Origin of the sequence: Streptomyces sp. UW30, from assembly GCF_008042075.1 — a bacterium.
Taxonomy (GTDB): domain Bacteria; phylum Actinomycetota; class Actinomycetes; order Streptomycetales; family Streptomycetaceae; genus Streptomyces.
This window is the reverse complement of sequence record NZ_RDBN01000053.1, coordinates 313,431-338,810: the sequence shown is the minus strand read 5'-3', so window position 1 is coordinate 338,810 and position 25,380 is coordinate 313,431. Positions and strand designations below refer to the sequence as shown.

At 70.6% G+C, this 25,380-nt stretch carries 23 protein-coding genes; 5 read left to right on the top strand and 18 right to left on the bottom strand.

The window, feature by feature from the left end; genetic code table 11:
- Nucleotides 1–78 precede the first annotated feature (78 nt).
- The gene (locus EAO75_RS35685; RefSeq protein ID WP_187284721.1) at nucleotides 79–1,293 is read left to right on the top strand and encodes a serine hydrolase domain-containing protein; all 1,215 of its coding nucleotides are present in this window, start codon (nucleotides 79–81) and stop codon (nucleotides 1,291–1,293) included.
- Here the strand turns inward: EAO75_RS35685 and EAO75_RS35680 are convergent.
- The 4 genes from EAO75_RS35680 to pepN form a co-directional block, all read right to left on the bottom strand.
- On the bottom strand, nucleotides 1,283–2,299 hold the full coding sequence (locus EAO75_RS35680; protein WP_261989562.1) for a ferritin-like domain-containing protein: 1,017 nt from the start codon (nucleotides 2,297–2,299) through the stop codon (nucleotides 1,283–1,285). The two genes, EAO75_RS35685 and EAO75_RS35680, sit on opposite strands and share 11 nt — an antisense overlap.
- Nucleotides 2,300–2,445: 146 nt before the next feature.
- A complete protein-coding gene (locus EAO75_RS35675) occupies nucleotides 2,446–2,751 on the bottom strand; it encodes a hypothetical protein (protein ID WP_147999286.1) in 306 nt (101 codons plus the stop codon).
- Nucleotides 2,752–2,978: 227 nt separating this feature from the next.
- Nucleotides 2,979–4,040, bottom strand: a complete 1,062-nt coding sequence (locus tag EAO75_RS35670) for a hypothetical protein (protein ID WP_147999285.1) — start codon at nucleotides 4,038–4,040, stop codon at nucleotides 2,979–2,981.
- Nucleotides 4,041–4,248: 208 nt separating this feature from the next.
- Nucleotides 4,249–6,837 (bottom strand): aminopeptidase N, encoded by a 2,589-nt coding sequence (gene pepN / locus EAO75_RS35665; RefSeq protein WP_147999284.1) that lies wholly within the window; start codon nucleotides 6,835–6,837, stop codon nucleotides 4,249–4,251.
- A gap of 148 nt (nucleotides 6,838–6,985) precedes the next feature.
- On the opposite strand from pepN, the gene EAO75_RS35660 reads away from it, so the two are divergent.
- Nucleotides 6,986–7,624 (top strand): DsbA family protein, encoded by a 639-nt coding sequence (locus EAO75_RS35660; protein WP_187284720.1) that lies wholly within the window; start codon nucleotides 6,986–6,988, stop codon nucleotides 7,622–7,624.
- A 3-nt stretch (nucleotides 7,625–7,627) separates the two neighbouring features.
- Here the strand turns inward: EAO75_RS35660 and EAO75_RS35655 are convergent, their stop codons facing one another.
- From EAO75_RS35655 to EAO75_RS35610, 10 genes are read right to left on the bottom strand one after another with little or no spacing between them, the layout of a single operon-like run.
- Complete coding sequence (locus EAO75_RS35655; protein WP_147999282.1) at nucleotides 7,628–7,852, bottom strand: hypothetical protein; 225 nt, start codon at nucleotides 7,850–7,852, stop codon at nucleotides 7,628–7,630.
- Nucleotides 7,852–8,913: a glycerophosphodiester phosphodiesterase family protein gene (locus EAO75_RS35650; RefSeq protein WP_147999281.1), complete on the bottom strand. Its 1,062-nt coding sequence runs from the start codon at nucleotides 8,911–8,913 to the stop codon at nucleotides 7,852–7,854. Before EAO75_RS35650 ends, EAO75_RS35655 begins: the two co-directional genes overlap by 1 nt.
- A 26-nt stretch (nucleotides 8,914–8,939) precedes the next feature.
- A complete protein-coding gene (locus EAO75_RS35645) occupies nucleotides 8,940–10,364 on the bottom strand; it encodes an FGGY-family carbohydrate kinase (protein WP_147999280.1) in 1,425 nt (474 codons plus the stop codon).
- A gap of 19 nt (nucleotides 10,365–10,383) precedes the next feature.
- Nucleotides 10,384–11,412, bottom strand: a complete 1,029-nt coding sequence (locus EAO75_RS35640; protein WP_147999279.1) for a 2-hydroxyacid dehydrogenase — start codon at nucleotides 11,410–11,412, stop codon at nucleotides 10,384–10,386.
- The gene (locus tag EAO75_RS35635; RefSeq protein ID WP_147999278.1) at nucleotides 11,409–12,491 is read right to left on the bottom strand and encodes an ABC transporter ATP-binding protein; all 1,083 of its coding nucleotides are present in this window, start codon (nucleotides 12,489–12,491) and stop codon (nucleotides 11,409–11,411) included. Before EAO75_RS35635 ends, EAO75_RS35640 begins: the two co-directional genes overlap by 4 nt.
- Complete coding sequence (locus EAO75_RS35630; RefSeq protein ID WP_147999277.1) at nucleotides 12,469–13,287, bottom strand: DeoR/GlpR family DNA-binding transcription regulator; 819 nt, start codon at nucleotides 13,285–13,287, stop codon at nucleotides 12,469–12,471. The genes EAO75_RS35635 and EAO75_RS35630 overlap by 23 nt, the downstream gene beginning before the upstream one ends.
- An 8-nt stretch (nucleotides 13,288–13,295) precedes the next feature.
- Nucleotides 13,296–14,381: an ABC transporter ATP-binding protein gene (locus tag EAO75_RS35625; protein ID WP_147999276.1), complete on the bottom strand. Its 1,086-nt coding sequence runs from the start codon at nucleotides 14,379–14,381 to the stop codon at nucleotides 13,296–13,298.
- Nucleotides 14,378–15,208, bottom strand: coding sequence for a carbohydrate ABC transporter permease (locus EAO75_RS35620; RefSeq protein WP_147999275.1), 831 nt, complete (start codon nucleotides 15,206–15,208; stop codon nucleotides 14,378–14,380). The genes EAO75_RS35625 and EAO75_RS35620 overlap by 4 nt, the downstream gene beginning before the upstream one ends.
- On the bottom strand, nucleotides 15,205–16,086 hold the full coding sequence (locus EAO75_RS35615) for a carbohydrate ABC transporter permease (protein WP_147999274.1): 882 nt from the start codon (nucleotides 16,084–16,086) through the stop codon (nucleotides 15,205–15,207). Before EAO75_RS35615 ends, EAO75_RS35620 begins: the two co-directional genes overlap by 4 nt.
- Nucleotides 16,087–16,090: 4 nt before the next feature.
- Entirely contained in the window at nucleotides 16,091–17,512 is a 1,422-nt protein-coding gene (locus tag EAO75_RS35610) for an ABC transporter substrate-binding protein (protein ID WP_147999273.1), read from the bottom strand.
- A 169-nt stretch (nucleotides 17,513–17,681) separates the two neighbouring features.
- Between EAO75_RS35610 and EAO75_RS35605 the strand changes: the two genes are divergently transcribed.
- Genes EAO75_RS35605 through EAO75_RS35595 form a run of 3 tightly spaced genes read left to right on the top strand, consistent with a single transcriptional unit; the run spans nucleotide 17,682 to nucleotide 20,578 of the window.
- Nucleotides 17,682–19,142: an FGGY-family carbohydrate kinase gene (locus EAO75_RS35605; protein WP_147999272.1), complete on the top strand. Its 1,461-nt coding sequence runs from the start codon at nucleotides 17,682–17,684 to the stop codon at nucleotides 19,140–19,142.
- A 14-nt stretch (nucleotides 19,143–19,156) separates the two neighbouring features.
- Nucleotides 19,157–19,786: a histidine phosphatase family protein gene (locus tag EAO75_RS35600; protein WP_148000474.1), complete on the top strand. Its 630-nt coding sequence runs from the start codon at nucleotides 19,157–19,159 to the stop codon at nucleotides 19,784–19,786.
- A gap of 12 nt (nucleotides 19,787–19,798) precedes the next feature.
- Complete coding sequence (locus tag EAO75_RS35595) at nucleotides 19,799–20,578, top strand: SAM-dependent methyltransferase (protein ID WP_147999271.1); 780 nt, start codon at nucleotides 19,799–19,801, stop codon at nucleotides 20,576–20,578.
- A 58-nt stretch (nucleotides 20,579–20,636) separates the two neighbouring features.
- Here the strand turns inward: EAO75_RS35595 and EAO75_RS35590 are convergent, their stop codons facing one another.
- From EAO75_RS35590 to EAO75_RS35575, 4 genes are read right to left on the bottom strand one after another with little or no spacing between them, the layout of a single operon-like run.
- Nucleotides 20,637–22,919, bottom strand: a complete 2,283-nt coding sequence (locus EAO75_RS35590; protein WP_147999270.1) for a hypothetical protein — start codon at nucleotides 22,917–22,919, stop codon at nucleotides 20,637–20,639.
- Nucleotides 22,916–23,257, bottom strand: coding sequence for a hypothetical protein (locus EAO75_RS46220; protein ID WP_187284719.1), 342 nt, complete (start codon nucleotides 23,255–23,257; stop codon nucleotides 22,916–22,918). The genes EAO75_RS35590 and EAO75_RS46220 overlap by 4 nt, the downstream gene beginning before the upstream one ends.
- A complete protein-coding gene (locus EAO75_RS35580; protein ID WP_147999268.1) occupies nucleotides 23,254–24,756 on the bottom strand; it encodes a PrsW family glutamic-type intramembrane protease in 1,503 nt (500 codons plus the stop codon). The genes EAO75_RS46220 and EAO75_RS35580 overlap by 4 nt, the downstream gene beginning before the upstream one ends.
- A complete protein-coding gene (locus tag EAO75_RS35575; protein WP_147999267.1) occupies nucleotides 24,753–25,214 on the bottom strand; it encodes a hypothetical protein in 462 nt (153 codons plus the stop codon). The genes EAO75_RS35580 and EAO75_RS35575 overlap by 4 nt, the downstream gene beginning before the upstream one ends.
- Between the last annotated feature and the right edge of the window lie 166 nt (nucleotides 25,215–25,380).

Sequence of the window (25,380 nt, the reverse complement as noted above, 5' to 3'; positions counted from 1 at the left end):
CCGCTTCAACCTTCGCAGCAGGCGCCCGGTCTCTCCCCGCGACCACGCTCGACGAGAGCGTGCAGAAGGGGGAGAGACATGAGCGTACGTAGGACCCGCACGGCCCTCGTGGCCGCGACGGCGGTGGCGCTGTCGGTGGCCCTCGCGGCGCCCGCGCTGGCGGCGGCGCCCGCCGGCACCGACCACGAGCCGACCCGGAGGGCCGCCGAGGCCGCGGTAGCGGCGGGCGTCCCCGGCGTCACGGTGACGGCGAGGGACGGACAGGGCACATGGTCGGCGACAGCGGGCGTCGGCAACCTCAAGACAGGGAAGCCGCGTTCGGCCGACGACCGCTACCGGGTGGGCAGCATCACCAAGACCTTCGTGGCGACGCTGCTGCTCCAGCTGGAGGCGGAGGGCCGGCTGTCGCTGGACGACACGGTGGAGAAGTGGCTGCCGGGCGTGGTGCGGGGCAACGGCCACGACGGCAGCCGGATCACCCTGCGCCGGCTCCTGAACCACACCAGCGGCATCTTCAACTACACGGCGGACGAGGACTTCGGGCGCACGTACTTCCTGAAGGACGGCTTCTTCGAGCACCGCTACGACACCAAGAAGCCCGGGGAACTGGTCGCCCTCGCCATGACCCACAAGCCGGACTTCGAGCCGGGCACCTCGTGGAACTACTCCAACACCAACTACGTCCTGGCCGGCATGGTGATCGAGAAGGCCACCGGCCGCCCCTATGGCGCCGAGGTCCGCGATCGCATCATCAAGCCCCTGCACCTGACCGGCACGTCCGTCCCGGGCACGCGCGTGACGGTGCCGGGCCCGAGCAGCCGGGGCTACTCCAAGCTGGCCGAGACGGCGACGGGCCCGACGTACGACGTCACGAGGCTCAACCCGTCCCTCGCCTACTCGGCCGGCGAGATGATCTCCGATTCCACCGACCTCGGCCGCTTCTACACGGCCCTGCTGAAGGGCAGGCTGCTCCCCGCGAAGCAGCTCTCCGAGATGAAGACCACGGTCAAGGTCGACGACATCCCGAACGCGGGTTACGGCCTCGGCCTGATCGGACGCAAGCTGAGCTGCGGCGTCACGGTCTGGGGTCATGGCGGTGGCATCCACGGCTCGACGTCGGAGGCGGTGACGACGGCTGACGGCCGCCACTCCCTGGCCTTCAACTTCAACGCGGACTGGACGGGAGACACCGACGCCGTGATCGAGGCGGAGTTCTGCGGAAAGGAGCCGGTGAGGGCCGGTCATCGAGCGGACTCGGACACGCAGCGGGGCGGGGCTTCCGTTATGCGTTGATGAACCTGAATTCCGGCCCGTAGGTCCTACCGCTGCCGTCGGGCAGGTCGCGTTGCATCAGCGCCTGGGCGGGTTCGGCCAGGGAGAACATCTGGCCGATCGCTTTGGTGAGCAGACTGTTGGCCGTGGCCGGCAGATCGGCCTGCCAGGCCTGCTCCAGGAACCGCAACATGTCGCTGTACGCGCGGTTGCCGGCATCGAGCAGTTCCTTCGTCTCGGGATCGGGCGCCAGGCCTCCCGCTTCCCAGCCGCCCGCCGGCACCGTGCCCATGGGCAGGGCGGGCGGCATCGGGATCTCGTCCCCGGCGAACTCCCAGTGGTCCGGGTCCTGAGAGGTCCTGATCAGCTTTCGGCCGTGGAAGAGTTCCCGGAAGACGTAGAAGTGGGCGAGCTCGTCCTCTTCCCCGGGGTGCGGGTTCTCCGGTGACACGGCCGTGCCCTCGCCCTGTTCCTTGATGACGCCGATGGCCTTCTCGACGTCGGCCAACGAGGTGAGGGCCACAACGCTGTTGCCCTCACCGTGGTGCGTCATGGGCCGGCGCAGCTGTCGAGTACCGGTGATCAGTTCCGGATGGCTCCGGAACACCTCGAGGATCGCGGTGTAGAAGGCCCCGATGGAGGTGTGCGTCTCGGTTTTCGCGACGGGGTCGTCGGGTTCTTCGATCCGGGAGAACAGATCCAGGGACTGCTTCGTCAGCCCGCTCAGGAAGACGGTCAGTCCGGGGCGCACGCCCCCGGGGAGCGGGCCGGGATACTTCGGCACCGTCTTCTCTCCGGCGAGGCGGGGCGCTCCCTCGATGGTGGTGAGCAGGTTCCCGGCCAGGCCGAGATGCGACATCTCGTCGAAGACGATCCGGCGGACGGCGGCGGCCGCGTCCGAGCTCTGGTCCTCGATGGACCACAGGGCGCAGAGATAGGGCGGAAGCGTGGCCAGTTCCAGCATGACGGCCTGCTGCAGCGACTCCTTCAGCCAGTCGACACCGCGGTCTTCCGCGGGCTCGTCCATCAATTCGACGATCCTGTTGCTTCGATAGCCGACAACTGTCGCCATAGAAATCCCCTTTGTTCAAGATGTGTTGCGAAGGGCTCGGCTCCTCTGCCGTTGACCGCAACTCTGACGTGTAGCGGCCGTTTCCGGACGGCGGGCGGCGATCAGGGTGCAGTTCGAACGCTGCGGTGGCGCCTACGTTGAAGGCGATGAGGGGATCGCCGCTGTAGGCGGCCGAGTCGACCCTCGACGCGCGCGGGAAGCGTCTTGTCGGAAATGTTCTCACCGACCCAGTGTGAGATTGCGTCACGAAGCTGCCGCTCGCTTTCGGTGCCGTCTCGAACGGCGGCGGTCAGTGCTTGCCGCTCGAATACGGCGTCGGCGTTCTGAGCGACCAGGGACCGCAGAATCTTGCGGTCCTCTTCTGAGACGGGATGACTGGGGTTGATCTGCTCATAGTCCTTGGGCACGACTCCTCCCTGGCGGCCACTTGTGAATCGCCTCTGTGGACCGGTCGGCGTCATTGATTTTCGACGCGAGCCTTCGGTCGTTTCGAGCGTACGACCTGCGCTCACCGGTCGCACTTGGACGACGACTGCCCGAAGCGGGAGTTGAGCGTTCAATGAGGAGGGGCCGCCGGTTGAAGGCTCCGGCGGCCCCTCCTCTCCCCTCCTGATGCTGCCTTCGCGGTCCGTCACTACCTCGGCAGCACCACGACATACGCGGCCGGATCCCGGTCCGCCGCCGCCATCAGGGCCGTACGGACCACCGCGGCCTGCTGTTCCATGCCGTCCCGGAGCTTCTTCGGGGTGATGTGGACGACCGTGATGCCGAGGCGCTCCAGGGTCTCCCGCTTGCGGGCGTACTCGGACCAGAGCGCGTCGTCGTCCTGCCGGTGGCCCTGGCGCGGGGCCCGGGTGTCCAGTTCCACCGCCACCGCCTGCTCGGGCCAGTAGGCGTCCAGGCCGCCGAGGTGGGGGCCGCCCGGCAGGCGCAGGTCGACGTTCCAGACCGGGTCGGGCAGGCCGTACTCGTGGACCATCGCGTACAGCCGGTCCTCGGCGATGGCGCGGCCCTCGGCGAGCAGGGAGTCCACCGCGTCCACCACGTGCGGGCGGGACAGGAGCTTCGCCTGGTTCAACTCCCGTACCACCGACGCCGGTTCGCAGTGCCCGGCGCGCACGGCCTCGGTCAGCAGACGGCGTACGGCGCTGGCGTCCGTGAGCTCGGCGACCGCGTCGGCCAGGGCGCGGKGGACCGGGGCCACGGGGAGGCCGGTGACCTGTCGGGGCGTGGGGAGCGCGGGGGCGCGCAGGATGCGGGCGCAGCCCGTGGAGCGCAGCCGGCGCATCCGGGGGACCAGGACGTCGATCGTGTCCAGGGCGGTGAGCGGCGGTGTGGCCGAGAAGCCGTGGAGGGTGAGTGCCGCAAGGCCGGTGATCATCGCCTCGGCGTAGGCGGGGGCGGCGTGCCCCTCACCGTCGCCCGGCTGGGACGGCACGCCCGACGTGCGCTCCCGCGCCGCGTACATCAGCACCGCGTGCAGGCGCTCCTCGCTGGTCGGCGGGCCGGGGTGGAGCAGGAAGACGCCCGGGAGGATCTGCCGCCAGGGGCCGTCGGCGCGGCACTGCTCGCTCATCTCGGCGGGCGCGACACCGTGCGACTTCAGCTGAGCGGTCGTCATGACGCGGCGGTGGACTTCGGAGAGGTGACGCAGGGGGCGGGGGGACAGCGGGGAGAGCGGGGTGTTGTGGTTCATGACCCGGAGGTTCCCGCGCTCGATCCGCCTATTAACCGCTGTTACAGGGCCGTCGACAAAAGCGGACAACATGGCACTAAAGGACGGGTGTTCGGATGCCTAGTAGCCAGGGAAAACCCCTGGTCCAATCGGGTTGGACCAGGGGTTACGGCTGCTATTGCCTGAATTCCGTAACGGTCACGCAGGCCATGACCGTTGGCCAAAGGTCTTAGGCGGTTGACGCCGCCGACGCGTCACACGCCTGCCCCCGCAGCCCCCGCGCCAGATCGTCCCGCGCCTCCAGCACCAGCCGCCGCAGCGCCGGAGCCGCCTCCTCGTGCGCCGCGAGCCACGCGTCCGTCGCGTCCAGCGTGGCCCCCGACTGCTGGAGCCCCGGGAACAGGCCCCGGACCACGTGCATACCGATCTGGATGGAGCGTTCCGACCACACCCGCTCGATCGCGGCGAAGTATTTGTCGGCGTACGGCGCGAGCAGCTCGCGCTGGGACGGCTGGACGAAGCCCGCGATGGTCGCCTCGACGAGTGCGTTGGACAGCGCGTCCGACTCGACGACCTGGGCCCACGCCTGCGCCTTCACCGCCTGAGACGGCCGCGCGGCCAGGCAGCGCACCTGGTGGCGCCTGCCGGAGGCCGTGTCGTCGCGGGCCAGCTCGGCGGCCAGCTCCTTCTCGCCGACGACGCCGTACGTGGCCAGGGTGTCGAGCAGCACCCAGCGCAGCTCCTGGTCGACCTCCAGGCCCTCGACCGAGGCCGAACCGTCGAGCAGGCCCGTCAGCAGCTCGAAGCCCGGCTCGTCGGTCACCCGGGCGAAGAACCGCGCCCACGCCAGCTGGTGTTCGCTGCCGTGCTCGGCGGCGTACAGCCGGTCCACCGCGCCCTGCGTGAGCAGCCGGGTGCCCTGCTCCCGCCACTGCGGCGCCGCGTAGTGCGTCAGCGCCGACTCGGCCCACGCGTGCAGCATCTGCAGGACGCCGATGTCGGACTCCCGGTGGGCGGACTTCAGCACCAGGTCGATGAACTCCCGCGCCGGCAGCAGCGCGTCCCGCGTCATGTTCCACAGCGCCGACCAGCACAGGGCACGCGCCAGCGGATCCGTCATGTCACCGAGAGCGGCACGCAGCGTCGCCAGCGACGTGTCGTCGAAGCGGGTCTTGCAGTACGTCAGGTCGTCGTCGTTGACCAGCACCAGCTCCGGCGCCTCGGCGCCCACCAGCTCCGTCACGAGCGTGCGCGGCCCGTCGACGTCCACCTCGGCGCGCGCGTACCGCTCCAGCGCCCCCTGCGCACCCCGCCGGTACAGACCCACGGCGACCCGGTGCGGGCGCAGCTCCGGGTGCGACTCGGCGGCCTCCTGCACCACCGCCAGCTCGCTCACCCGGCCCTCGCCGTCCAGCAGCACCTGCGGGGTCAGCGAGTTCACGCCCGCAGTCTGCAGCCAGGAGCGCGCCCACGCGCTCATGTCCCGGCCACTGGTCTCCTCCAGCACCGACAGCAGATCGCCGAGCCGCGTGTTGCCGTACGCGTGCCGCTTGAAGTAACGCCGCGCGCCCTCCAGGAACGCGTCCTGCCCGACGTATGCGACGAGTTGCTTCAGTACCGAAGCGCCCTTGGCGTACGTGATGCCGTCGAAGTTGAGCTTGGCGTCCTGCAGGTCGCGGATGTCCGCGGTGATCGGGTGGGTGGAGGGCAGCTGGTCGGCCCGGTACGCCCATGCCTTGCGGCGGTTGGCGAAGGTGATCCAGGCGTTCTTGAAGCGGGTCGCGCCGACATTGGCGAACGTGCCCATGAAGTCCGCGAAGGACTCCTTCAGCCACAGGTCGTCCCACCACACCATGGTGACCAGGTCGCCGAACCACATGTGCGCCATCTCGTGCAGGATGACGTTCGCCCGGCCCTCGTACGACGCCTGCGTCACCTTGCCGCGGAAGACGAACTCCTCCCGGAAGGTCACCATCCCCGGGTTCTCCATCGCACCCAGGTTGTACTCGGGCACGAACGCCTGGTCGTACTTGCCGAAGGGGTACGGGTAGTCGAAGTGGTCGTGGAAGAAGTCCAGGCCCTGCTTGGTGACCAGGAAGATGTCGTCGGCGTCGAAGTAGGGGGCCAGGCCCTTGCGGCACATGGCGCCGAGCGGGATCCGCAGCGTCGTGCCGTCGGCGAACGTGCGCTCGTAGGAGTCGGTGACGTAGTGGTACGGGCCCGCGACGACACAGGTGATGTACGTCGAGATCGGCTTCGTCTCCGCGAACTTCCAGGCCCCGTCCGCGAGTTCACCGGCCCCGTTGCTCCACACCGTCCACTCCTGCGGCGCCCGCACCTCGAAGCGGAACGGCGCCTTGAGGTCCGGCTGCTCGAAGTTCGCGAAGACGCGGCGGGAGTCGGCCGGCTCGTACTGCGTGTAGAGGTAGACCTCGCCGTCCTCGGGGTCGACGAAGCGGTGCAGGCCCTCGCCGGTGCGGGAGTAGGCGCACTGGGCGTCGACGACGAGCTCGTTGTCGGCGGCCAGGTCCTCCAGGGTGATCCGCGCGCCGTCGAAGACCTCGCTCGGGTCCAGGTCCTTGCCGTTGAGGGAGACGGCCGTCACGCTCGGCGCGATCAGGTCCGCGAAGCTCGACGCGCCGGGCTCGCTGCAGCGGAAGCGGATCGTGGTGACCGAGCGGAACGTGCGCGGCGCCCCGTCCTCCGAGTCCCCGTCGTCGAGGGCGGAACGCACGTCGAGGGACACGTCGTACCCGTCGACGGACAGCAGGGCGGCCCGCTCCCGGGCCTCGTCGCGGGACAGATTCTCACCGGGCACGGGTGACACTCCCTGGGGTGGTGTTCAGTATGCGGACAGTGCCGATCCTGCCATGTGGCCCTGACCCGCGGCAGTGGGGAATGGGTCGGCGAGCAGCAGTGTTCCCCGAGAGGTTCAGCTGAGACCTGCTTGCCTCATGAGGAGAGACATGTCGGACAAGACCCCCGTCGACTTCTGGTTCGACCCGCTGTGCCCCTGGGCCTGGATGACCTCACGCTGGGTGCTGGAGGTGGAGAAGGTCCGCGACATCGAGGTCCGCTGGCACCTGATGAGCCTCGCCGTCCTCAACGAGGACAAGCTCGACGACCTGCCCGAGCAGTACCGCGAGCTGCTGGAGACCAAGGCGTGGGGCCCGGTCCGGGTCGTCATCGCCGCGCAGGAGGAGCACGGCGCCGAGGTGCTCGGTGACCTCTACACCGCGCTCGGCACCCGCATCCACAACCAGGGCGAGGGCCCGACCAAGGAGGCGGTCGCCGCCGCCGTGAAGGAGGTCGGCCTGCCCGACTCCCTCATGGACCACTGGGACGACACCCCCTACGAGCCCCAGCTGCGCGCCTCCCACAAGGAGGGCATCGACAAGGTCGGCCAGGAGGTCGGCACCCCGGTCATCGCCGTCCCCGGCGCCGACGGCGAGCAGATCGCCTTCTTCGGCCCGGTCGTCACCCCGGCCCCCCAGGGCGAGGACGCCGCCAGGCTCTGGGACGGCACCCTCGCCGTGGCCTCGGTCCCCGGCTTCTACGAGATCAAGCGGACCCGCACCAAGGGCCCGGACTTCAGCAACCTGTAGGGGTCACTTCGCCTCTGTGACGGCGGCCTGGATCTTCAGTTCCTCCGGGAGCAGGCCGCCGTCGCTCTGCTTGTGCCAGGGCTGGTACCAACGGCAGCCCTCGGCGGTGCAGCGCCACAGATCTCCACGGTCCGCCTTGATCGCCGCCAGCTCCTCGCGGCTGAGCGGCCTGAACACCTGCGTGCGGCCGCCACCACACGTGCGGCAGTGCTTGTCCCGGAAAAACATCAGCCCCTCCTAGCCATCACCGCCAGATCGGGGAAGTCGGTCACCACCGCGTCGACCCCCATCCCGTAGTACAGCGCGTACTCCGCGAACGCGTCCCCGAAATCGTTCGGTCCGGTTCCCCGGCGCAGATCCGCCGGCAGGAACTGGTTCTCCGCCCGGAAGGTGTACGGCCCCACCCGCAGCCCCGCCGCATGGGCGTCCGCGAGGACGGACGTGCCGACGAGCGAGGACTTGTCGGGCCCGATCCAGTCCGCGTACTGCGCGATCCGCGCCAGCCCCGCCGGCGTCATCATGTCCTTGTACGTCGTCGGATCCCCGGCGGAGACGAGGTCGTACGGTCCGCCCGTGGTCCCCAGCGCCTGCCACAGCGCCACCCCCAGCCGCTCGGCCGCGATCCGCTTGAGGCTCGTCGGCTCGAAGGACTGCACAACGCAACTGCGCCGGCCCAGCCGGTTGCGTCGGATCAGCCGCGCCAGCTGCGGCTCCAGGGGCAGGCCCAGCGAGCGGAAGTACGTCGGGTGCTTGGTCTCCGGGAACACGGCGATCGTCCGGCCGTACGCCTTGGACAGCCCGCGCGCCAGGTCGACGACCTCCTGGAAGGTCAGCACCTCCTCGCGGCCGTCGAACACCGTGTTGCGGTTGCGGACCAGCGGCAGCCGCTCCACCGCCCGCAGCGTCTTCAGCTCCGCCAGCGTGAAGTCCTCGGTGAACCAGCCGGTCACCGCCCGCCCGTCCACCGTCTTCGTCGTACGGCGGCCCGCGAACTCCGGGTGCGTCGCCACGTCCGTGGTCTGCGAGATCTCGTTCTCGTGCCGGACCACCAGGACGTGATCCTTCGTGGGCACCAGATCCGGCTCGATCCAGTCGGCGCCGGTCTGGACGGCGTACGTGTACGAGGCGGCCGTGTGCTCGGGACGCCAGCCGGCCGCGCCGCGATGGCCGATGACGAGCGGCCTTCGCGGGGGATGCGACTCGGGCACGGCGGCGGCGGTGGCGGGTACGGCCGCGGCCGCCGTGGTGCCGGCGGCCGCGAGCAGCAGGGATCTACGTCTGGGGTGCATACGACTCCCTTTCGTCGCAGGGCTCTTCAGGCACGTGCCCGGGCGCGCGCCTCGCTCAGGCGGATCAGGTGTTCCTCGTACCCCTGCGCGTAGTACGCGGCCCGTGCCGCGTCCGGCTCGACCACCGCCGTCGGCCGCGTCCACGCCTCGGCGTCCAGCGCCTCCCCGTACCGCTCGGCCGCCGCGAGCACCGCGCCGCGCGCGCCCACCTCACCCTCGACGACCCTGAGCGGCCGCCCCAGGACGTCGGCGAGCAGCCGCATCCAGGCCGGGCTGCGCGTACCGCCGCCGCAGACGGCCAACGTCCCTGTCAGCCCGGCCGCCGCCAGACAGTGCCGGGCCGCGTAGCCGATGCCCTCGCAGGTCGCCCGGATGAGGTCGGCGGGGGTCGACTCCAGGCAGACGCCGGTCAGTTCGGCCCGCAGACGCGGCTCGACGAAGGGCGCGCGCTCGCCCGACGGCGCGAAGTACGGCAGTACCCGCACCCCGTGCGCCCCCGGCGGGGTCTCGGCCAGCAGCCCGTCGACCTCCTCGTGCCGGACGCCCGTCGTCGACAGCACCCAGTCCAGCGCCGCCGTACCGACCATCGCGGGCATCGCACGCAGCCAGTGCCCGGGCCGGTCGGTACTGATGTACAGCCCGGCCGGCTCACCGGCCAGGTCCAGGTCGGTGGTCGCGACGAGGCTGGCCAGACAGGTGCCGACGATGAGGAGACCGTCGCCGGGGGACGTCACGCCCGCGCCGAGCGCGCAGGCCGGCAGGTCGTACGGCCCGTTCGCGATCCGGGTTCCGGGCGGGAGCCCCTCGCCGCGCGTCCGTGCCGTCGCGACCGGGTCGCCGACCGGGGGGAGGAGTCCGCGCCGGTGCGTCAGCCCGAGCAGTTCGACGACCCCGTTGTCGTACGACCGTGTCCGCGGGTCCAGGAACGGCATCGACGCGTCCGACACATCCGTCGTCGCACCCGCGCCCGTCAGCCGCTGGAACACCATGTCCTTGCAGTACAGGGCGGTGGCCGCGGCATCCAGCGCCTTTGGCTCATGGCTGTCCAGCCACGCGAGGAGAGGTCCCGGACACCCCGGGAACATCGCACTCCCCGTCCGCCGGAACACCGTCTCGAACGTGCCGTCCGCCATCCACCGGTCGACCAGCTCGTGGGCGCGGCCGTCCATCCAGGAGGCGGCGGGCCGGACCGGCCGCCCGTCGGCGTCGACGAGCCAGACGCCGTCGCCCTGTCCGGTGAGGCCGACGAGCCCGACGGGCTCCGGGACCCGTGAGGTCACCTCGTCGAGCACGGCGACGACCGCCCCGTACACCTCCTCCATGTCCTGCTCGACGAACCCGCCGTGCAGCACCAACCCCACCGGGCGGGAAGCGACGGCCAGTTCACGGCCCCCGGAGTCGAACGCGGCCGCCTTCACCGTGGACGTGCCTACATCGATACCGACGTACATGCCGACCTCCTCCGGTCCGTCACGTCAGACAGTGCGCCAACGGCTCGCCACGCACCCAGCGCCCCACCTCCGCCGCCGCGATCGCCGCCGCCTTCTCGGCGACCGCGCGGCTCGCGCCGCCCAGGTGTGGGGTCAGGACGACGCGGTCGGCCAGGGCATGCAGGCGGGAGGACGCAGGAAGCGGCTCCTGCGCGTAGGTGTCCAGGGCCGCCGCCGAGAGATGCCCGTTCTCCAGCGCGTCGCACAGTGCCTCCTCGTCCAGCAGGGGACCCCGTGCCGCGTTCACCACCACCGAGCCCTGCGGCAGCAGGGCGAGTTCGCGGGCGCCGATCAGGCCTCGGGTCTCGGCTGTCAGGCGGGCGTGCAGCGTGATCACCCGGGACTTGCGCAGCAGCTCGTCCAGGGAGGCGACCCGCAGGCCGTGGATCTCGCCGTGGACGTACGGGTCGTACACCATGACCCGCGCCCCGAACGCGCACAGCACCCGCGCGACCCTGCTGCCCACCGCCCCGTAGCCGACCAGCCCGACCGGCAGGTCCTCCAGCTCCAGACCGCTGTGCTCGTAGGTGTAGTACGTCGCCCCCTCCCAACTGCCTTGCAGGGCGAGGAGGTTGTGTGACTGCGGGATCCGGCGCAGGGCCGCCAGCATCAGGCCGACCGTGAACTCGGCGGTGGCGGCGGCGTTGCGGCCCGGGGCGTAGCAGACGCGGACGTCGTGCCGTTTGGCCGCGTCCAGGTTGACGTTCACCGGGCCGCCCCGGCACACGACGACCAGCCGCAGGTCGGGGCAGGCGTCGAGGACGCGCTCGGTCACCGGGCCCATCTGCGTGACCAGCACCCGCGCTCCCGCGAGCGCCTCGATCAGCTCGTCCTCGGCGTCGCTCGCCTCCGTCACCTCGGCCACAGGGCCGAAGGGATCCAGCGGCCAGCCCAGGGTCAATTCACCGATGTCACAGGCGAGTTCACGGCCGAGCGCCTCCCTGATGAGCGACGGCAGGATGAAGTGGTCGCCGGCGGCCACCACGCGCACTTGGTTCCCGTTGGTCATCGCAGGGAGTCTCCTGTCTCGGCGTCAAAGACATGGGTGAGGTCAGGGTCGGCGGCGACGTGGACGCGGTCGTCGTGGGCGAGGCGGACCTCGGGGGCGGTGAGGACGACGAGGGGGTTCTCGACGCCGTCGAGGGCGAGGGTCGCGATGCCCGACTCCAGGAGCGGTTCGTGGGCCACGACCCGGGCGGGCAGGCCCTCGTCCTCGCCGGTCGGCGTCAGGTCCTCCGGGCGGATGCCGACCACCACCTCCCGGCCCGTCGCCACCGGCACCGGCAGCGCGATCCGCACGGTGGAGGAGAGGTGGGCGTGGCCGTCCGCGTCCGCGATGCCGGGCAGGAGATTGATCGCCGGCTCGCCCACGAAGTCCGCGACGAAGAGGTTCGCCGGGCTGTCGTAGATCTCGTACGGCGTGCCGAGCTGCTGGATCACTCCGTCCTTCATCACGGCGATCCGGTCGGCGAGGGACAGGGCTTCCTCCTGGTCGTGGGTGACCAGGATGGTGGTGTGGCCCAAGTCCCGTTGGATGCGCTTGAGTTCGCGGCGGGTCGTGTCGCGCTGGGCCGCGTCGAGGTGGGACAGGGGCTCGTCGAGGAGCAGGACGTCCGGTTCGCGGATCAGCGCGCGGGCCAGGGACACCCGCTGCTTCTGGCCGCTGGACAGGCCCGCCGGGCGGGCGTCGAGGATGCCGGTGAGGTCGACGCGCTCGGCGATCTCCTTGACCTTGCGGTCGACGTCACCCCGGTCGGCCCGTCGCCGCGCCTTCAGCCCGAACGCCAGGTTCTCCGCCACCGTCAGCGGCGGGTAGAGGGCGTAGTTCTCGAACGCGACCCCGATGTTGCGCTGCTGGGCCGGGCGGGCGGTCACCGACGCCCCGCCGACCAGGATGTCCCCGCCGGTCACCGTCTCCAGCCCGGCGATCATGCGCAGCGTCGTGGACTTCCCGCAGCCCGAAGGGCCCAGCAGCCCCAGCAACTCCCCGGAGCGCAGGCTGAGGTCGATACCGCGTACGGCGTCCACGGCCGGGCGGCCCCGCGCACGGTAGGTCTTGCGCAGATCACGTAGCTCCAGCTGGGTCATGGCTGCTGCCCTTCGTCGCGCATACCTCGTAGCGGACCTTGTGCTCGTCCAGGTCCCGCAGCGCCTCCGCCGACGCCCCGTCGTCCACGAGGAGCAGGTCGAAGCGGGACAGCGGGACCACCCGGTGCAGGGCGACGCGGGCGAGCTTGGTGTGGTCGATCAGCAGGATGTTGCGGGCGGCCGCGTCGAGCATGGCCCGCTTCACCGACACGATGTGCTGCTCCTGGTGGTAGGCGTACCCCCCGCGCACGGCCGACGTCGACGCGAAGCAGACGTCCACGCGCAGCTGCTCTATCGCCTCGACGCAGGACACGCCGAGGAAGGACGAGTGCAGCGGGTCGTAGTCGCCGCCGAGGGCCATGAGGTGGATGCCGCGCTGGTCGGAGAGGAGGTTGATCGCCTCCAGGAAGTTGGTGACGACCGTCAGCGGGGTCACCTCCCCGAGCCGCAGCCCGCGGGCTATCTCCAGGGTCGAGGTGGAGTCGTCCAGCATGATCGCCATGCCGGGCTCGATCAGCTTCAGGGCGCGGTCGGCGACGGCGGCCTTCTGCGCGCGCATGGTCTTCAGCCGGTACTGCACGTTCGACTCGAAGACACCGGAGGGCTGCGCCGTCACTCCACCTCTGAACTTCCTTACGATCCCCTGCCGTTCGAGCTCGTCGAGGTCCCGGTGGATGGTCATCAGGCTCACCCCGAACCGCTCGGCCAGCTCGGCGGCCGTCGCCGACCCGTCGGCGAGAACCAGCTCGGCCATGGCGGCCTGACGGGCGGCGGGACCCTGCTGTGCGTTGCTCATCGCGCGGTTCACTGTCCGATCCTTCGTCCTGGACGCTCCGGCCGGTCGGCCTCGAACAGCAGCAGGTTCTCAGGCCGGACCGACAGTCGTACCGGATCGTCGGGCCCAAGACCGCTCGCCTCGCCGCGCGGGGCGACCAGTGACAGGTGCTGCTCGCCGAGCCGGACCGTGACCTCCACGGACCGGCCGAGCACCTCGGTGACGTAGACGGTGCCGGTGAGCTCGTGGCCGGGACCCTCGCCGAGAGCGAGATCGCGGGGGCGGACACCGATCAGCACCTCTGTCCCGACGGGGGCGTCGGCCCGGATCGGCAGGTCGACCTTGCCGTCTGCGGAACGGAAGCCGCCGTCGGCCGTGATCGCCCCCGGCAGCAGGTTGATCCGGGGCCGCCCGAAGGCCCGCGCGACCTCCGTGTCGTACGGCCGGTACCAGATCTCCTCCCGCGTCCCGGTCTGCACGATCCGCCCGTCCCGGATCACCCCGATCCGGTCACCGAGCGCCAGTGCCTCCACGGAGTCGTGGGTGACGTAGAGGGTGGTCGTGCGCCGCACCGCCCCGATCGCCTTCAGCTCCGCCCGCATCTGCTGGCGCAGCTTGGCGTCCAGATGGGACAGGGGCTCGTCGAGGAGGAAGGCGCGGGCGGGCCGGACCAGGACCCGGCCGAGGGCGACGCGCTGTCGCTGGCCGTTGGAGAGCCGGCCCACCGGGCGGTCCAACAGGGCGGAGATCCCGAGGAGTTCGGCGACCTCGCCGATCCGCTCCCGGGCCTGCGCGGCGGGCAGGCGGTGGCGCGGGGAGCGCAGCGGCGAGGCGAGGTTGTCGTAGGCCGACTTGTGCGGGTAGAGGGCGTAGCTCTCGAAGCACATCGCGACGCCACGGTCGTACGGCTCGACGCCGAGCATGTCGGCGCCGCCGAGCTCGACCGTGCCGGCGTCGGGGATCTCCAGCCCTGCGACCGTCTTCAGGGTCGTGGTCTTGCCGGCGCCCGACGGGCCGAGCAGGCAGAAGAACTCGCCCTCCCGCACGTCCAGTTCCAGCCCGTCGAGCGCGGTGACCTTGCCGTACGTCTTGCGCACACCCCGCAGCCGGATCATGACTTCACCGCCCCGAACGACAGCCCCCGCACCAGATACCGCTGGATCGTCAGCGCGAGCAGCAGCGGCGGTACGACGGAGACGAGTGCGGCGGCGGCCGTGAGGTTGTACTTGGGCCGGTCGCCGCCGAGGAAGGACAGCGCGCCCACCGTCACGGTCTGGGCCTCGTTGGAGGTCAGGATCAGCGGGAAGACGAAGTTGTTCCAGGCGAAGATGAAGGCGAGCAGCGACACGGCCGCGACCCCCGGCTTCACCAGCGGCAGGGCCACCCTCAGGAAGGCCTGCTTGCGGGTGTAGCCGTCCAGCAACGCCGCCTGCTCCAGCTCGGGCGTCAGATCGGCGAAGTACGACCGCATGATCCACACGATCAGCGGCAGCGTGACCAGCTGGAGCACCCACACCATGCCGACGTACGTGTCGAAGAGCCCGAGCTTCTGGTAGAGCACGAACAGCGGGATGATCACGGTCAGTTCGGGTGCGAACCGGAACGACAGCAGCGTGAACATGAGGTTCTCGGAGCCCTTGAACCGCCAGCGCGCCGAGGCGTACGCGGCCGGGAGCCCGACCAGGAGCGACAGCACGACCGCTCCCACCGACACCACCAGGCTGTTGACGAAGAACCGCACGAACGGGATGCCCTCGCTGTCGCCGAGGACCGTGCGGTAGCCGTCGAGGGTGGGGGAGAAGGAGAAGTAGGTCGAGAAGAGCTGGTTCGTCGGCTTCAGCGACAGGATCACCATCCAGGCGATCGGGAACAGCGCGAAGACGAAGTACAGGACGAGGGCGGCGTCGGCGAGCCACCCCAACAGGCGTTTGCGCACGGTCATTTCGCCTCCGCCGCCTTCCGCTGGATCTTGCCCAGGTGCTTCACCAGCACCATCGCGGCGAGATACACCACCGCCCACAGCACGATCGTGTAGCTGATGCCGAACGAGTACCGCTGGAAGCGGATCGCCTCCAGGTAGGCGCGGATCTGCAGGACGACGGTCGAGTCGCCGGGGCCGCCCTCCGTCAGGGCGTAGATGATGTCGAACACCTTCAGCGAGTCCATGAACCGGAAGATCACCGCGACCAGGACGTACGGCCACAGCATCGGCAGCGTCAGTCGCCGGAAGGTGTACCACCAGCCCGCACCGTCGACGGCCGCCGCCTCGAAGGGGGACGTCGGCAGCGACCGCAGTCCGGCGAGGGCGAGGATCGCCACGAACGGCGTGTACACCCACACGTCCACGGCGATCGACGACAGCAGCGCCCCGGTCGGGGTGTCCGTCCACTGGACTCCGCCCAGCCCGAAGGGTCTCAGCAGATAGTTGATCACCCCCACCGACGGCTGGAGCATCAGCTTCCAGATGATCGCCGCGATCACCGGCGCGATCATCAGCGGCAGGATGAGGATCTTCTCCAGCACCCGCCCGACGATCGTCGACCGGTGCAGCAGCAGGGCGACGGTGACGCCGAGGACGGTCTCGACGGCGGCGGCCCCGACCGCGTACAGCACCGTCACCCACGCCGAGTTCCAGAACGCCTCCTGGGTGAAGACGGTCTCGTAGTTCTCGAACCGCACCATGTCCGGCTGCGGCTTGCTCGCCGAGAAGTCGAACAGCGTGTAGTAGAGGCCGAGCCCGAAGGGGTAGAGGATCCCGCAGGTCAGCAGCAGGGCGGGGACGATCAGGACGTACGGGCGAAGGGCGAGCCGCCATCCCATCGCGCTAGCCCACCTTGTCGGCGAGGTCGCCCGCCAGCCCGTCGAGCACCGACTCGGCCCCCTTGCCGCCGTAGATCTCCTGGAGGGCGGCGGCCCAGCTGGTGGTCGCGTCGAAGAACTGGGCCTGCGGGGTGAACTGGATCTTCGTCTGGTCGACGACGGTCTCGAAGGTCTCGATGAAGCCGGGCAGGTGCCTCATCTTGTCCTTGTAGGCGGCGTCGTCGGCGATCGACTTGCGCACCGGGTCGATGTGGTTGTGCGTGATCGCGCTCCTGCGCAGGTGCTCCTTGCCGGTCGCCCACTGCAGGAACAGCCAACTGGCGCTCTTCTTCTTGCTCTTGGCGTTCATGCCGAGCGACCAGATCCACATGTTGGTGGCGAGGGAGCCGTCCGGCCCCTTCGGTCCGGGATGGAAGGCGATCTTCCCGGAGGCCGGGCTCGCGCCCTCCACCGCCTGGAAGTAGGCGGCCGTATCGGCGTCGAACAGCATCCCGGCCTTCTTCGCGCCGAGGTCGCTGGAGCACTGGTACCAGGTGTACGACGTCCAGGACGGCGGGCCGCCCTGCTTGACCATGCCGGCCCAGTCCTCGGTGAACGCGACGGCCTCCGGGGTGTTCATCGCGGGTGTGAGCTTCCCGCCGGTGACTGTGAAGTCCTTGAGCCCGTTGCGGGCGTACATGGTCATGAAGCCGGGGTGGATGGTCGCCCAGCTCCTCGATCCCCGTACGGCGATCCCGTACATGCCGTCGAAGCCCGCACCCGGCGCCTTCTGCTTGATGGCGCCGGCGATCTCGCGCAGCTCGTCGAAGCTCTCGGCGGGCTTGAGGCCGAGCTTCTTGAAGACGTCCGTGTTGTAGGCGACGACGTTGGTCTCCCAGCCCCACGGCAGCGCGTACTGCCCGCCCTGTCCGAGCGGCGCGCCCGCCTTCAGGGACCACTGGTCGGCCTGGAGGAGGTTCGGGAAGAAGTCGGCCTGGTCCCATTCGGCGCCGGTGGCCGAGGCGTTGCGCATCCAGGGGCCGAGGTCCTCCAGCCAGCCCGGCGGCCCGTACTGCCACACCATGTACGCGCCGAGCATGAAGACGTCGTACGACGCGCGTCCGCTGGACAGGTCGACGGTGAGCTTGTCGAAGTAGTTGTCCTCCGGGAAGACGTCGTACTCGACCTTGATGCCGGTCTTCTCGGTGAACGACTTCAGGTCGGCGATCAGCGCGTCGGTGTAGGGGTGCTTGTTCAGCAGCGCCTTGACGGTGGTGCCCTTCTCGCGCTTGAAGTCGAAGGAGCCGGTGACGTCGTCCGCCGCCGAGCCGTCGCTCTTGCTGTCGTCGCCGCCGAATCCGGCACCGCAGGCGGAGATCAGGGGCGTGGCGGCCAGGGCGGCGCTCAGCGCCAGGAACCGTCGGCGGTCGTGCGCGTGCATGTTCATCCGTGACCTCCACGTGGGGTTCGGCCATCCGGGTGTGCATCGGTTAACACGGCGAGTCGACTCGTTAACAGAGGGTGGAACGGCGGAAGTTGGGCGTCAATCCCTCGCGCAGGGGAAAATCTCAGTGCAGAGTGTGAAGTTCACGGATCCAGATGTGCGGGAGGTCCGGATGACCGACGATCACGAGGCCTGGCTGGGGATCGACCTGGGCACCCAGAGCGTCCGGGTGCTGCTGGTCACCGGGGACGGCACAGTCCTCGGCAGCGGCTCGGCGCCCCTCGGCGGACGCCGGGACGGGGTGCGGCACGAGCAGGATCCGGACGACTGGTGGAAGGGCGTGTGCGCGGCGTCCCGGGCCGCACTGCGCGGGCGGTCGAAGGCGCGGGTCGGCGGACTCGCGGTGTGCGGGACGTCCGGGACCGTGCTGCTCACGGACGGGGCGGGACGGCCGATGAGCCCCGCCCTGATGTACGACGACGGGCGGGCGACGGCACAGGCGGCGCGGGCGCGGATGGCGGGGCTCGGGGTGCAGGACACCTGGGCCCTGCCGAAGGCGGTGTGGCTGACCGAGACCTACGGCCCCGGCCGGATCACCCATCAGCCGGACCTGGTCGTCTCCCTCCTCACCGGCGAGCTGCCTCCGGCCGACTCCAGCCACGCCCTGAAGACGGGCTACGACCTGGAACGCGACGCCTGGCCCGCCATGCTGCCCCGCCTCGGCCTGCCCGACACTGCGATCCCGGACGTCGTCCGCCCCGGCACCCGCCTCGGCCAGGTCTCCACGTCCGCCGCCGAGGCCACCGGCATCCCCGCCGGCACCCCCGTCATCGCCGGGATGACCGACGGCTGCGCGGCCCAGATCGCCTCCGCCGCCCTGCGCCCCGGCTCCTGGAACTCGGTGCTCGGCACCACCCTGGTCCTCAAGGGCGCCTCCCCGACGCCGGTCCGGGACCCGACCGGCGTGGTCTACAACCACCGTGCCCCGGACGGGAGTTGGCTGCCCGGCGGCGCCTCCAGCGTGGGCGCGGGCGTGCTCACGGCGGCGTTTGCGGGCGCCGACCCGGCGGCCATGGACGCGCTGGCCGCCGCCTACGAGCCGTCCGGCGCGATCACCTACCCGCTGGTGTCACCCGGCGAGCGCTTCCCGTTCCTCGCCCCGGACGCCTCCGCGCTGGTCCTGGGCGAACCGGAGTCGGACGCCGACCTGTGGGCCGCGCTCCTCCAGGGCGTCGCCTTCACCGAGCGCCTGTGCCTGGACTACCTGCACCACCTCGGCGCACCCCTCGACGGCCCCCTCACCTTCACCGGCGGCGCCGCCCGCAGCCCGTACTGGAACCAGCTGCGCGCCGACGTCCTGGGCCGCCCGGCCCGGGTGCCGCAGCAGACCGAACCGGCCCTGGGGATGGCCGCGTTGGCGGCGTACGGCGCCGGTACGGCGCCGCATCTCGCCCAGGTCGCGGAAGGCATGGTCCGGATCGGCACGACCGTCGAACCCCGGCCCGAGCGCACCGCCCGCTTCGCCGAGTCCTACGCCCGCCTGGTCGAGGAGCTGACGACCCGAGGCTGGCTGCCCCCACCGGTCGCGGCGCACGCGAAGGCCCGCCTGGACGGGGATACTGCGGATTCATGAGCACGAGCAGGAGCATGAGCGCGGATACGACACTGCTGCTGGCCCGCCACGGACAGACGGTCTGGCACGCCGAGAACCGCTACGCCGGGGTCAGCGACGTGCCCCTCACCGACACGGGCCGCGCCCAGGCGGAGGCCCTCGGCCGCTGGGCCGCCGCCCACCCGGTGGACGCGATCTGGACCTCGCCGCTCTCCCGTGCCGTCATCACCGCCGACCCCGCGTGCCGGGCGCTCGGGCTCACCCCGCACCGCGAACCCGGCCTACGCGAATGCGACTTCGGTGTGCTGGAGGGCCGTACGCTCGCGCAGTTCGCGGCCGAGGACGCGGCGGCCGCGGAGGCGTTCCGCACCGACCCGGTGGCCCATCCGTTCCCGGGCGCGGAGAACCCTGCCGCTGCCGCGGAACGCGGGGCCGCCGCCCTGCGCCGGGTCGCCGCCGCCCACCCCGGCGGCCGTGTCCTCGTCGTCGCGCACAACACGCTCTTCCGTCTGGTGCTGTGCACACTGCTGTCGATCCCGGCCCGGGAGTACCGCAGAGTGTTCCCCCGGTTGCGCAACGCCGCGATCAGCGAACTCCTCGTGAAAACAGACGGATCCGCCGCACTTCTCTCCCTCAATGTGCCCTGCGAGCCCGAGCGGCCGTAGCACCATGGGCACATGACGGAGATCGACACCTCGGTACCCCATTCGGCCAGGATCTGGAACTACTGGCTGGGCGGCAAGGACAACTACCCCGTGGACGAGGCGGCGGGTGACGCGTACACCGCCGTCTTCCCCGGCATCGTCACCATCGCGCGCAGCAGCCGCGCCTTCCTGGGGCGCAGCATCCGGTACCTGGTCGCGGAGTCGGGCGTACGCCAGTTCCTCGACGTCGGCACCGGGCTGCCCACGGTCGACAACACCCACGAGGTGGCCCAGCGGGTCGCCCCCGAGTCGAAGATCGTCTACGTCGACAACGACCCCCTGGTCCTGGCCCACGCCCGCGCCCTGCTGACCTCGACACCCGAGGGCGTGACGGCGTACGAGGACCTGAGCCTGTACGAGCCGGAGAAGATCCTCGAGGCCGCCTCACGCACCCTCGACCTCTCCCGGCCCACGGCCCTGATCCTGAGCGGCATCCTCGGCCACGTCGCCGACTACGACCAGGCCCGCGACCTGGTCCGCCGTCTGCTGGCCGGCCTGCCCTCCGGCAGCTACCTCTGCGTCAACGACGGTTCCCGGGGCACCGACCCGGACTACGAGAACGCCCAGGACGGCTACAACGAGACCGGTGCGGTCCCGTACTTCCTGCGCCCGGTCGACAGGATCGAGGCGTTCTTCGAGGGCCTGGAGCTGGTGGAGCCGGGCATCGTCTCCGTCCCGCTGTGGCGCCCCGAGCCGAGCGACGAGGCACCCCGGCCGATCGGCCAGCACGGCGGCGTGGGCCGCAAGCCCTGACCGACGAGGACAGGCCGGGGACGAGAGGGCGGCCACCGCTCGGTGGCCGCCCCGTGCCTCACCTCCGTCGCCCCCCTACGGCGGTCCGGCGCAGGGGACTTGCCCGACGGGCGGTGTTCAGGCGACGTCGCCGCAGCCACAGCAGCACGATCAGCGCGAGGACGAGCGCCGGCAGCAGCCGCAGCGCCCAGGTGCTCATGGACACGGGCTTCGCCTCGGCCGCACCGGTGCCGGCACCGGAAGCGGCCGCCTGGCGCGGGGTCGGTGAGCCGAGCCAGACGGTCCCGTCCCCCTCGGCGGGCGAGGGCGCGTCCAGCGAACGGTCGACGCTCTGGGGGAGCCCGGCGAAGTCCGAGGTGAAACGGTCGTCCGTGACCTTCTTCAGAGGGATCCTGGTGAGGTCGACGCCGCCGTAGACGTAGCTGCGTACGTAAGTGGTGTTGCCCTCGGTGGTCTTGTCGGTGACCTTGAACTCGCCCTTGGTGTACGAGTCGACGTACCGGTCGAAGGTGTCGACGGGCTGCCAGTCGTCGGTGGTGCGCCAGGTGTCGATGTCGCCGCTGTCGATGAGGTCGCCGTAGGTCGTGTCCTTGGTCCGGCTCAGCTCGCGGTACCACTCGGCGGCGACCCGCGAGAGGTAGACGCGGCGCAGCGCGGCGTACTCGGGGGCGGTGTTGATGGCCTTCTTGAGCCTGGGGAGGATGAGGTCGCGGTAGAGCGCTTCGTTGTGGTCCTCGGTGGCCTGGTCCTGTTCGGGACAGGACCGCGCGGACGACGCCCCATTTTTTGCCAGGTACTGCGTCTCCATCTGGACGTCGAGGGGCGCGTCGAGAATGTAGAGCTTGTCTCCGTCCTGGTGGACCGACGCGGGCGCCGGCAGGATCCAGTTGCGGAACGACATGCAGTCGCCCCGTACCCCCTCCCAGAACTTCCGGCCGAGCGCGCTGTGGGGATGGATGAGTTTGCCGACGGTCTTCTTCATCCGCAGGTCGGCTTCCAGCAGCACCCGCCCGGCGTCCGTACGCCCCAGCTTGTCGTCGACGATGCGGTCCGGCTCGTTGGGGTTGAGGTTGACCCAGAAGTCCTGGGGGCTGAGGGAGAGCCAGACGAAGAAGGCGTCGGAGGACTGGGTGGCGGTTGTGATTCCGGTGGACTGGCGCAGGTCCCCCTTCAGGGGGTCCAGGTCGGCGCTGAACGAATACTGCAGGCCGCTTCCGTCACCGGGATCCGCGAGGTAGCGCAGCTCCATGGTCGAGAAGTCGATGCCGCCGTTGCCCATGCCGGGGAGGGTGAGAGTGGTGCCCAGACCGCTGGGGTTCGCGGTGTTCGCAGTGTCCTCGCCCTCGCCGCAGGGGTCGGCTGCCTTGGCCGGTACGGCGAGCGCCATGGTGCGCGGCGCCGGGACGGGAAGGCGCTGCGACTGCGCGTCCGGGGGCGGGCACTCGGACTGCAGGCTGGAGAAGAGGGGCTGAAGCACATGAGTGGTCCACGTCTTGGACTCCTCCCGCACGTGGCCGAGGTCGACGCCCATTTGGACAACGGCACTCTTGTTGCGTTCCGTCCGCAGCTTCTTCAGCAGGTCCCTCGTGTATTCCTCGGCCTTTCTCCGCGCCTCGGGCCCCTTGTGCGCGGCCCTGTCCCCGGCCCGTTTGATGGCCTCCTCCTGCCTGGCGACCTCCTGTGAGCTGAGGTCGTAGCTGCGCCCGTAGACGGTCGGTGTGTCCGAGTCGTACAACGGGGTGCATCTGTCCGCACACTGCTGGCGCTCGGACGCCCCCAGGACTCTGACCTCCCGACCGATGCCGTGCTTGGTCAGTTTGTCCTGGATCTGCTCCTCAGAATGCCTTCCGCGCGGTTTGTTCAGCGCCGTGACGGCGATGAGGCGGGTGACGCCCTCTTTCTTCAGTTGTTCGACGACTTCGGGTTTCAGATAGGCCTTCAGCGGCTCCAGCTCGACCATGGCGGGGAACCACAACTCGCCGCTCTTGTTGGTGATGCTGGTGGGGTCGTTCAGGAGCTTGGTGATCTGCTCGTCCGTCATCAGCAGCGGGTTGAGGTAGTCGACCGCGCCGTTGCGGTTCGCGTCGAAGGCCGAGTCGAAGTCGTTCAGGATGTGGCCGACCGCCAGACGCAGTTCCTCGACCGGCCGGAGCGCCGGATTCAGCAGGGGGTTGGCGTCGGACTCCGCCGAGAGGTCGCGGCCGTCCGCCGCACCTGGAGGCCGCTTGTCGTCGGCGACCCCGGCGGGCGTGGCACCGATCGAGATGAGGAGGGCCAGCAGCAGCGCCGTCAGGGCGCGCAGCCAGGTGCGGGCGGACCGGCTCGGCGCGGATGGGTTCACTGTCCGTCCTCCGTGGGGAAGGGAGCGGCGGGGACCGTGTCTGCCCGCCGCTCCTGGCTGAACACCTCGTCGATCGTGGCCAGATCGGCGTCCGTGCCGGCCCGCGACCGGGACAACGCCGAGGCGAGCCACAGCCCCGCGGCCAGCAGCAGGAGTGCCCACACTCCGGCCGACGCGCCGCCGGCGACCGCCTCGGGACACTCGCCGACGTGGAGGGGCAGGCCGCCGTGGTACGTGGGGGCCGCGCACTCCGCCGAGGCGGGCGAGGGGGTACCGAGGACGAGCGTCGCGGTGGCGGTCACCAGGGCGGACAGCCGTGCGATGCGTGGGCCGGTCATGACAGCGCCTCCTGGGCGGGCAGCGAAGGTGTCTGCGAGGTCGTGGGGGCGCCCTTCAACTCCAGCACGCGCTCCCGCAGTCGCCCCTCGGGCGGGATGAAGGAGTCGGCGCCGGGACGTGCGCGGTGCCGGCGCTGGACGGCGAGATCGAGCTGAGCCTGCTGGAACCGCAGGAGATGGCGGAGCCCGGCTGTGCCGTCCCGGCGCCATACCCGCAGTTCCAGCAGGAGGCGGCGGCGCGGCGAGAGCAGCAGGCCGATCTCCGGCTCGGTGACCGCGCCGTGGCCCGTGGCGGCCTCGGCGCGCAGCGCGTCGGCCAGTCCCGCTGCCTGAGCCTTGAGCCCGCTCCGCAGGATCAGCACGTACAGCGCCACGAACACACCCGAGGTGATGAGCGTCATCACCGGGATCCCGACGAGCAGACCGAGGGTCTCGTCGGCGTACCAGTCCGCCCTGCGGTTGTCGAGGCGCATCAGCATCACGTCCGTCTCGAAGTGCCCGCCCACCGCGGCCAGGAGTCCGCCGCCGACGGCGAGCAGCCGGTCCCGGCGCGCCGGCAGCCAGCGGGCCGCGCCGATCCCGGCGCCCGCGAGCGCGGTGAACGCCACGTGGGCAGCCATCAGCCCGACCACCTGCCGGTCCCAGAACTGGGTGAAGTGGTGCTCGGGGTTGACGAAGCTCAGGTAGTGGACCGTCTCGGTGAGGTTGAACCCGAGTCCGACGGCCGCCCCGAGGACCACTCCGGAGACCACGCTGTCGATGTGGCGCCGGAAGAGCAGGAACAGGACGGCGACCCCGGCCGCCTTGCCGAGTTCCGTCACGATGGCCGTGTTGAGGGGGAACAGTGTGTAGAGCTCGCGGACGCTGTCCTGGGGGCGCTCCCAATAGCGGGACATGAAGTAGCCGGGCATGGCCCGCTGGAACCAGGTGATCATGACGATGCCGAACCCGCCGCCGATGAGCGCTCCCCACCCGAAACCGGTCAGCAGCAGCCACCCCGGCATCCGCCGGTAGAACTGCACCCGGTGGACGAGGAACAGCGCCGCCAGCGTGGTGGGCAGGCAGAGCAGCAGCTGGGGCAGGTTTCCGAACGCGCCGGCCAGCGGCATCGCCGTGAACGGCAGGAGCAGGGCACCGAGGATGCCGAACTGGTAGCTGCGCACGGTCCGTTCGGATCCGCTCCGGTCCCCGGAGTCCGCCTCCGGGGCGCCGCCGCGCCGGGTGAGCAGTACGCCGATGGCGAGCAGGGCCGCGACGCCCCAGCCGATCAGGAGCAGGACCCGCGTCACCTGGAAGGGCTTCGGCGCGGGCAGCAGGAAGAACTTGAGCCAGGTCAGGCGCGAGGTGAGTTCGGGCGCGGTCCAGAAGAGGATCTGACCGACCGCGTACACCGCGGAGAGCGACAGCGCCACGACGATCGCGCCCGCCATGCCGCTTCGGGGCACTCGCGCGGGCGGTCTGCCGGGGACGGTCGCCACGGCTCCGGCTGCCGTGCTCATGAGGTACCTCCGGCCTGGGAGAGGTCGGACAGACCGGGGAGGTCCGAGGGCAGCCCGGACAGGTCGGTGGGGAGGGCAGTGGGGAAATCGGTGGGGAAAGAGGTGGGCAGATCGGTGGTGAAGCCGGTGGGGAAGCCGCTCGGCAGCTGCGTCGGCCTCGTGTAGTCGGTCGGCAGGTCGGAGGGGAACTCGGTGGGGAACGCGCTGAGGAGTCCGCTCGGCAGGGAGGTCTGCCCCGGCGTCGGCATGCTCGGCATGGTCTCCGGCAGCCGGAAGACCGGATCGGTGGTGAGGCCGACGATCGCGGCGGCCGCCGAGGCGGCGAGACCGATCCCGCCGATCGCGGCCATCAGCCGCACATAGGGGCGGGGCCCGAGTTCCGGCCCGCCGGGCGGGCCCGGTCGCGTATCTCCCGGCGGCTCGGGGACCGGCCCGGGCTCGTTCGTGTCGAAGGTCATGGCTCTCCCCCGTGAGGCAGCATGAACGGCTGCCGGTCGCAACGGACTTGAGGTGACAGCACCAGTTCGCCGGCGGCACGCCCGGCCGGTCCTGTCCATGCCACGTACGGTTGTCCGGGTGCGTGAAATCCCGGTGAAGCCCGCAGACATGGGAAGCCCCCGCGAG